This window comes from Verrucomicrobium sp. BvORR034, assembly GCF_000739635.1.
GTDB lineage: Bacteria > Verrucomicrobiota > Verrucomicrobiia > Verrucomicrobiales > Verrucomicrobiaceae > Verrucomicrobium.
This window is the reverse complement of sequence record NZ_BATQ01000141.1, coordinates 107,535-113,569: the sequence shown is the minus strand read 5'-3', so window position 1 is coordinate 113,569 and position 6,035 is coordinate 107,535. Positions and strand designations below refer to the sequence as shown.

Below are 6,035 nucleotides of genomic sequence, written 5' to 3'. Positions count from 1 at the left end.
GAAGGATTAACAAGATGGGGTCTCGGGTTGGAGTGGCCAACCCGAGGGGGCTACTTGGTTTCCTTCAACCGCGACTGCCAACCTACGGGCTGGGTCCAGGCCATTTCGGTCTGACCTTCGAAGGTGGGGCGGGGATGAGGAAGATTGGAGGTGATGATGGCGCGAACGTAGAGTTCGTCGCCTTTCAGCCGGTATTCGGCCACGGGCCCGTTTACGGTGGCGAAGGTCTTGCCCACGTCGGCAGAATAGACAATGCGCTCGGGGCGGAAGTCGTCCGGAGGTGTCTTGACCGTGGTGGTTGTTTTATCGAACCCAATGGGGGTGCCGACGAATTTGATGGTGTAGGTGACGCCTTCCTGCGGCTGGACTTGAACCTTGAGGATGCCGCCCTTGAAGCTGACGTCCTCAAGCGTGACACCGCTGGAGGCATAGAAGTCGCCGGCCCGCATGGCGGCGATGAGTTTGTCTGGATTGAGTGACTCGCTGCGCACCATGACCCACCCGCGTCCGGGGGCGCTGTCTTCGCCATGGTAATGGTGGGCGTCATCCGTGCCCACGCCGTAGAGTGGGGGTGCGTTGAACTGGGTGATACGTAGGGTGTTGGCCACATCCCAGATGGTTTCTTGCCCTGGGCGGGTGGCGTCGCCCAAGTAGTTGATCATGGGGTGACCGTTGAAGATTTCGAAGAAGTTCTCCTCCAGCACTGCGGCGAGGTCTTCCGGGGTGAGTGCCCAGCGGAAGTTGGGGTGGTTCACATGAGCCAGCACAGGGCGGCCGGTAGCCCGGCCCTGTTCGTGAATGGCTTGCAGGCTCTTGCGCATCACGTCCTGGATGCTGGTGCCAGCGGGAGGCAGGATGGCTTCCTGGATGTTGATCGCATTGATGTGGATGGGAACGCGCTTTTTGAGCTCCATCGCATAGTTGGCGCTCAGTTCTTCAGCCTGGATAAGGAGGAACTCGCCGGGGCGCTCAAATTTAGGGCGGTATTCCTCGAGCTTCTTGAGTCGAATCTCTTTGGCCCCGTCTTTTTCGCGGGTCTCCACCCAAGGGGTGCCAAAGCGGGCCAGGTATTTGTCCAGAGCAGGCGTGCTGCCAGGAGCTGTCTGGCGCTTTTTCACCAGTTCCTCGGCGACCCAGACCTCTTTGGCCTGAAGCACGTTGTGGTCAGAGATGGCCAGAAAGTTGTACCCCTGTTTCTGGTACCAGTCCGTGATCATCTCCGGGAAGTCGTTGCCGTCACTCCAGAGGCTGTGAGTGTGGGTGTTGCCTTTGTACCACTTTTTGGCCGGTGCGGGTGAATCGGCGGCCTGGATTGCGGTGGGCAGAGAAAGGCTGAGGGCCAGGTTGGCGGTTCCAAGGATGGAGCAGATCGCGAATGCCCGGCGGGTTAAGTGGCTGGTGGGAATCATGAGAGAAGCGCGGGTGAGTATTTGGAATACTGGAGGGCGGGCGAGTTTCTTCTTGGGAAATGGCGGGGGGAGGGGAAGAGGGGAATGTCGCAGAGGAAAATGGCTCACGGGATATCGGAGGCCAAGGCGAGGTTCACGAGCCCAATAGTGGCCCGCACCTGGATGCGAAGCATCTTTCGGAGTGCGGCGAGAATCGCCGCTTTTGGGAGGTCTGTGTCGGCCAAACTAGCGAAGCGCTCTGGCGGAGCGGGCGGCCTTATTCGGCTTCGGCGGCGACATCAGGTTCAAGATTGTCACAAGGCGTAGCCAAAGCGGTGATGCTCACCGCAGTCCCAAAATCCTGCTGCGCAGGATCAGGTGTTGGACGTGGTGGGTGAAGGGTGATTGGTTTTGGCTTCCCATTTTGCAGGATGGTTGGCTGAACCGGCGGGACGCCGGTAACCCGCACCGGCTGGAAGCCGGTGTCACGAACACGAAAAAAAGCCTGCGACGCGCCGGGGCGGCATCGCAGGCCGGGGGTTTGTTTTTCTATGGATGCCCTTTCACAGGCCGGTTGGTCGCAGAGGGGTTATTGCACCGCGATGACGCGTGGTTTGGCGGCTTCCTTGACAGGAAGGTTCAAGGTAAGTACGCCGTCCTCCAGCTTGGCGGAGAGTGCAGCCTCATCCACCTTGGCTGTGACCTTCAGCTGGAGCTTGTAGCCATAGCTGCCAAGTTCCCGATGAAGGGACTTCCAGGCTTCCTGGGCGACAGGTTTGCGCTGCGCGCTGAGGGTGAGTATCCCTTGGTCAAGTTTGACATGGACGCTGTCTTTGGCGGTGCCGGGAAGGTCCACCCGGACCTGGTAGGCATCTTTGGCGCTGTTGACGGAGTAGCGGGGTTTCACGAAGTTCTGCGCCTGAGTGGTCGTGTTGGTGGAGGCGGTGGCGCAGGCGCTATCAGGAGTGCAAGTGGTCATGGTCGTATGGGGTTGGAAGGAAAGTGGGGGTTTTTTAGAAAGGCAGGTAGAGTAGGTACTTTTGGTGACTTGCCGCGGCCGGGGCTCAAGGGCGGCGCCCGGCCAGCGGATGGGGATCTTTTTCAGCGAACAAGCGAGATCACTGCACCTCGATGGCTCGCGGTTTGTGCGCCTCAGCTTTTGGCAGAGTGACGGTCAGGATGCCGTCTTCCACCTTGGCTGCGATGGCGTCGTACTTGACGCTGTCTGGCACGGAGACGGAACGAGTGGAAGTGAAGCTGGATTCGCTTTCGCCATTCTTCTCTTTGCGCACGACGGTGACGGTAAGAAGGCGGTCGTTGAATTCGACCTTCACATCCTCTTTCTTCACGCCGGGGATTTCGAAGGTGGCGTAGTAGTTGTCCTTGTCCTCGTGGATGTCCGTGGCAAGGCGGCCGGTCACGGCTCCACCGAAAGCGCTGTCCCAATCGAACACTCGAGCCAGGGCTGGCAGGTTGTCAAATGGATGACTGAACCAAGTTTCGAGGTTGGAGGCAGGATGATTGTAACGGGTAAGTTTCATGGTGTTTGTTTTGTTGGACCCAAGAGTTGTCTTGGTCGGGTGATGATTACGGGTCCTATTGTTGCAAGCCTCGTGCCACCTTCATTGGATCGGTTGTATTATGCTGATGATGAGTAGGTAATGCGTCGATTCGGTTTTGATAGGAAACGGTCGCTCCCCCAAAATAGAGAGACAAAAGGTCTCTTATGGGTTATTTTGGATCACGGCCATGTAGAGTCATTATGACTCTAGTGATAAAGGATTCAACGCAGCGCTTACGTCAGCTTGCCATCAACCAGAGGGGTAGCACGTCTTTATGGTTGCAATTACCATAATTACCATTATTATGGGTTGACCTGCGAACACCCCCGTCCAAGGCATCATGAAACTCCTGCTGAAAATCGCCATCGTTGTGGTTGTGGCCCGCTTTATGGTTCACACGCCAAAGGGGGCAAATCACACCCTGGATGCGGTGAACAGCTACACGCTCCGTGACATGGCGATGCGGGTGGACAGTCTTTTCGTCTTCGTCGAAGAGACGGTGATGAGCTGGTTCTCCTAGAAGAAGAGGACGTGCAACGTGGTTGGGAATGAAGATTCAACCACAGAGACTGAAACTGAGGTTCAGACAGAATTAACAGAATTCACGGAGCCAGGGTTCAGCTTCTGAATGAAGGAGCTGACCTTGATTGGGCGCTTGAATCTGAATTCTGTCTAAAAAGTCATTCCTCTGCGTTCTCTGTGCCTCTGTGGTTAATTCCTAAACCCACGCATCAGCTTCCCATCTCTATGCTTTCTCCAGGAACAGCCGTCCTGCCTTACGGCGGAGGCGGAGCTGGCTGGGGAGATTGACTCGGGACACGCGGGGAGAGCTGAGGAGTTCGAGGGCGCTCTCGATCTCGGCATTGCCGATATTGGGCACCGCATGGACTTCGCGCAGCCACCACCGGAGAATGCGGCTCTGGAGCGCGGGGTGGGCGGCTTTCAGTGCCGTATTGACGGTGAGGCTGCGGTCTGCCTGAAGGAGTTGGTGTTCCGTGAGAAACGCGCTGGTGGCGGCTTGCAGGTAGTCTTCATCGCGGCCGGCCAACCGGGCAAAGCGCTGGAGCGTGCCGGCCACTTCGCGCTGGAACATCTCCTTCAAGAAAGGGAGCACGCGGTGGCGGATCCGGTTGCGGGTGGGGGCTCCCAGACTCGATCCCGCGTTGGTGGAGTCCTCCCGAAATGTGAGGCCGTATGTGGTGATGTAGGTGTCGATGTCCTCCCGGGTGATTTCCAAGAAGGGTCGTGTGATCAGAAGTCCACCGGGGGAGTTGGAGATGGGATCCATGCCTCGGATGCCGCGCAGACCACTGCCGCGGAAGAGGTGATGCAGGATCGTTTCCACGTCGTCGTCCGCATGGTGTGCCAGGAAGACATTGCGGCAATCGTGACGGGCGGCGGCTTGCTCAAAGAAGGCTCGCCGGGCGTCGCGACCGGCTGTTTCGAGGGAGGCCTTCGTGCGGGCCGCCTCGGCAGTGATGTCCATGGTGATCTCCTCATGCCTCAATCCGTGGGCGATGGCGAGATCCCGCACAAACTGGGCATCACCATTCGACTCTGCTCCGCGCAACTGGTGGTTCAGATGGCAGACGATGAGTTTCCTGTAACCCAAGAGCAGGAGGAAATGCAGCAACGCTACCGAATCTCGTCCGCCGGAGACGCCCACCAACTGGGGGGCATCGAGGGAAAGCTCCGACTGCCGCCCCTGAAGGCTGCGCAGAGTGGTACGAGCCTTGCGTTCCAGCCGGGTGAGGGCCGCCGACGCGTGTGCGCGCGCCGGCGGGGAAATGGCAGGGGCGGCCTGGGGCTTAGCCGATTTTTTCCGTGCCGAAGTAGCGTTGGAGCGGGGCAGGGATGGCGATGCTGCCGTCTGCTTGCTGGTACGTTTCGACGAGGGCGACGAAGAGGCGCGCGAGCGCGGTGCCGGATCCGTTGAGCGTGTGGCAGAATCGGTTTTTGCCATTCTCATCCTTGTAGCGCAGATTCATGCGGCGCGCTTGGAATTCGCCGAAATTGCTGCAGCTGGATACTTCCAGGTAGGTCCCCTGGCCGGGGGCCCAAACTTCGATGTCGTAGGTCTTGCTCGAGCCAAAACCCACGTCACCGGTACAGAGCTCAATGATGCGGTAGTGCAGCCCGAGGGTCTGGAGGACGACTTCCGCATTGGCGGTGAGTTTTTCCAGTTCCTCCATGGAGGTCTCCGGGGTGGTGATCTTCACGAGTTCCACCTTGTCGAACTGGTGCATGCGGATGAGTCCGCGGGTCCCCAGGCCGGCGCTGCCTGCCTCACGGCGGAAGCAAGGGGTGTAGGCGGCGTACTGGATGGGCAGCGACTCCAGCTTCACGATCTCCTCACGATGGAGGTTTGTGACCGGCACCTCGGCGGTGGGGACGAGGTAGAGGTCGTCCTCCTGGCAGTGGTATACTTGGTCGGCGAACTTCGGGAGCTGGGTGGTGCCGACGAGGGCGTCGGCCTTCACCACGAACGGGGTGTTCACCTCGGTGTAACCGTGGCTGGTGGTGTGGAGGTCGAGCAGGAAGTTGATGAGGGCGCGTTCCAGCCGGGCACCTGCACCGCGGTACACCACAAAGGCGCTGCCGGTGATCTTGGCACCGGCCTCGAAATCGAGCATGCCATGCTGGGCCCCGAGGGCGACGTGGTCTTTGGGGGCGAAGTCATAGGAGGGCTTCTCGCCCCAGACTTTCACCTCGGGATTCTGCTCGGCGCTTTCACCGATGGGACAGGCGTCGTGCGGAAGGTTGGGGATGCCCAGCATGAGGTCGCGCTGCTTGACATCCAGCGCATCGGCGTCACGACCGATCTGCTCGATGCGGTCGCCGATACCCCGGACCTGGGCCTCAATGGCGCTGGTGTCCTCGCCCTTTTTCTTGGCGATGCCGATCTCTTTGCTGATCCGGTTGCGGTCGCCCTGCAGCTTCTGGCGTTCCGTTTCAGCTTCGCGGCGCTGCTCGTCCAGGGAGGTCACCTCATCCACCATCGAGGAAAGGCCGGCACCACGGGTGCTGAGGCGTTCTTTGACGTAGTCGGGTTTCTCACGGAAGAGGCGGATGTCTAACATAGGGC

The 6,035-nt window shown here is 59.3% G+C and carries 6 protein-coding genes; 1 reads left to right on the top strand and 5 read right to left on the bottom strand.

What is annotated here, in order from left to right:
* Positions 1-50: 50 nt before the first annotated feature.
* The 3 genes from BV034_RS24830 to BV034_RS24820 form a co-directional block, all read right to left on the bottom strand.
* The gene (locus BV034_RS24830; protein ID WP_050029658.1) at positions 51-1,409 is read right to left on the bottom strand and encodes a hypothetical protein; all 1,359 of its coding nucleotides are present in this window, start codon (positions 1,407-1,409) and stop codon (positions 51-53) included.
* Between the two features lie 568 nt (positions 1,410-1,977).
* Positions 1,978-2,367: an Hsp20/alpha crystallin family protein gene (locus BV034_RS24825; protein ID WP_050029657.1), complete on the bottom strand. Its 390-nt coding sequence runs from the start codon at positions 2,365-2,367 to the stop codon at positions 1,978-1,980.
* Positions 2,368-2,506: 139 nt separating this feature from the next.
* The gene (locus tag BV034_RS24820) at positions 2,507-2,929 is read right to left on the bottom strand and encodes an Hsp20/alpha crystallin family protein (RefSeq protein ID WP_050029656.1); all 423 of its coding nucleotides are present in this window, start codon (positions 2,927-2,929) and stop codon (positions 2,507-2,509) included.
* 361 nt (positions 2,930-3,290) lie between these two features.
* On the opposite strand from BV034_RS24820, the gene BV034_RS24815 reads away from it, so the two are divergent.
* Entirely contained in the window at positions 3,291-3,470 is a 180-nt protein-coding gene (locus BV034_RS24815; RefSeq protein WP_050029655.1) for a hypothetical protein, read from the top strand.
* Positions 3,471-3,695: 225 nt separating this feature from the next.
* Here the strand turns inward: BV034_RS24815 and tilS are convergent, their stop codons facing one another.
* Complete coding sequence (gene tilS, locus BV034_RS24810) at positions 3,696-4,616, bottom strand: tRNA lysidine(34) synthetase TilS (RefSeq protein WP_265593436.1); 921 nt, start codon at positions 4,614-4,616, stop codon at positions 3,696-3,698.
* A 142-nt stretch (positions 4,617-4,758) separates the two neighbouring features.
* Positions 4,759-6,030, bottom strand: a complete 1,272-nt coding sequence (serS, locus tag BV034_RS24805; protein ID WP_050029653.1) for a serine--tRNA ligase — start codon at positions 6,028-6,030, stop codon at positions 4,759-4,761.
* Positions 6,031-6,035: the final 5 nt, after the last annotated feature.

Coding starts and splice junctions, on each gene's coding strand:
- BV034_RS24815 (WP_050029655.1), top strand. CDS start 3,291: ATGAAACTCCTGCTGAAAATCGCCATCGTTGTGGTTGTGGCCCGCTTT.
- BV034_RS24825 (WP_050029657.1), bottom strand. CDS start 2,367: ATGACCACTTGCACTCCTGATAGCGCCTGCGCCACCGCCTCCACCAAC.
- BV034_RS24820 (WP_050029656.1), bottom strand. CDS start 2,929: ATGAAACTTACCCGTTACAATCATCCTGCCTCCAACCTCGAAACTTGG.
- serS (WP_050029653.1), bottom strand. CDS start 6,030: ATGTTAGACATCCGCCTCTTCCGTGAGAAACCCGACTACGTCAAAGAA.
- BV034_RS24830 (WP_050029658.1), bottom strand. CDS start 1,409: ATGATTCCCACCAGCCACTTAACCCGCCGGGCATTCGCGATCTGCTCC.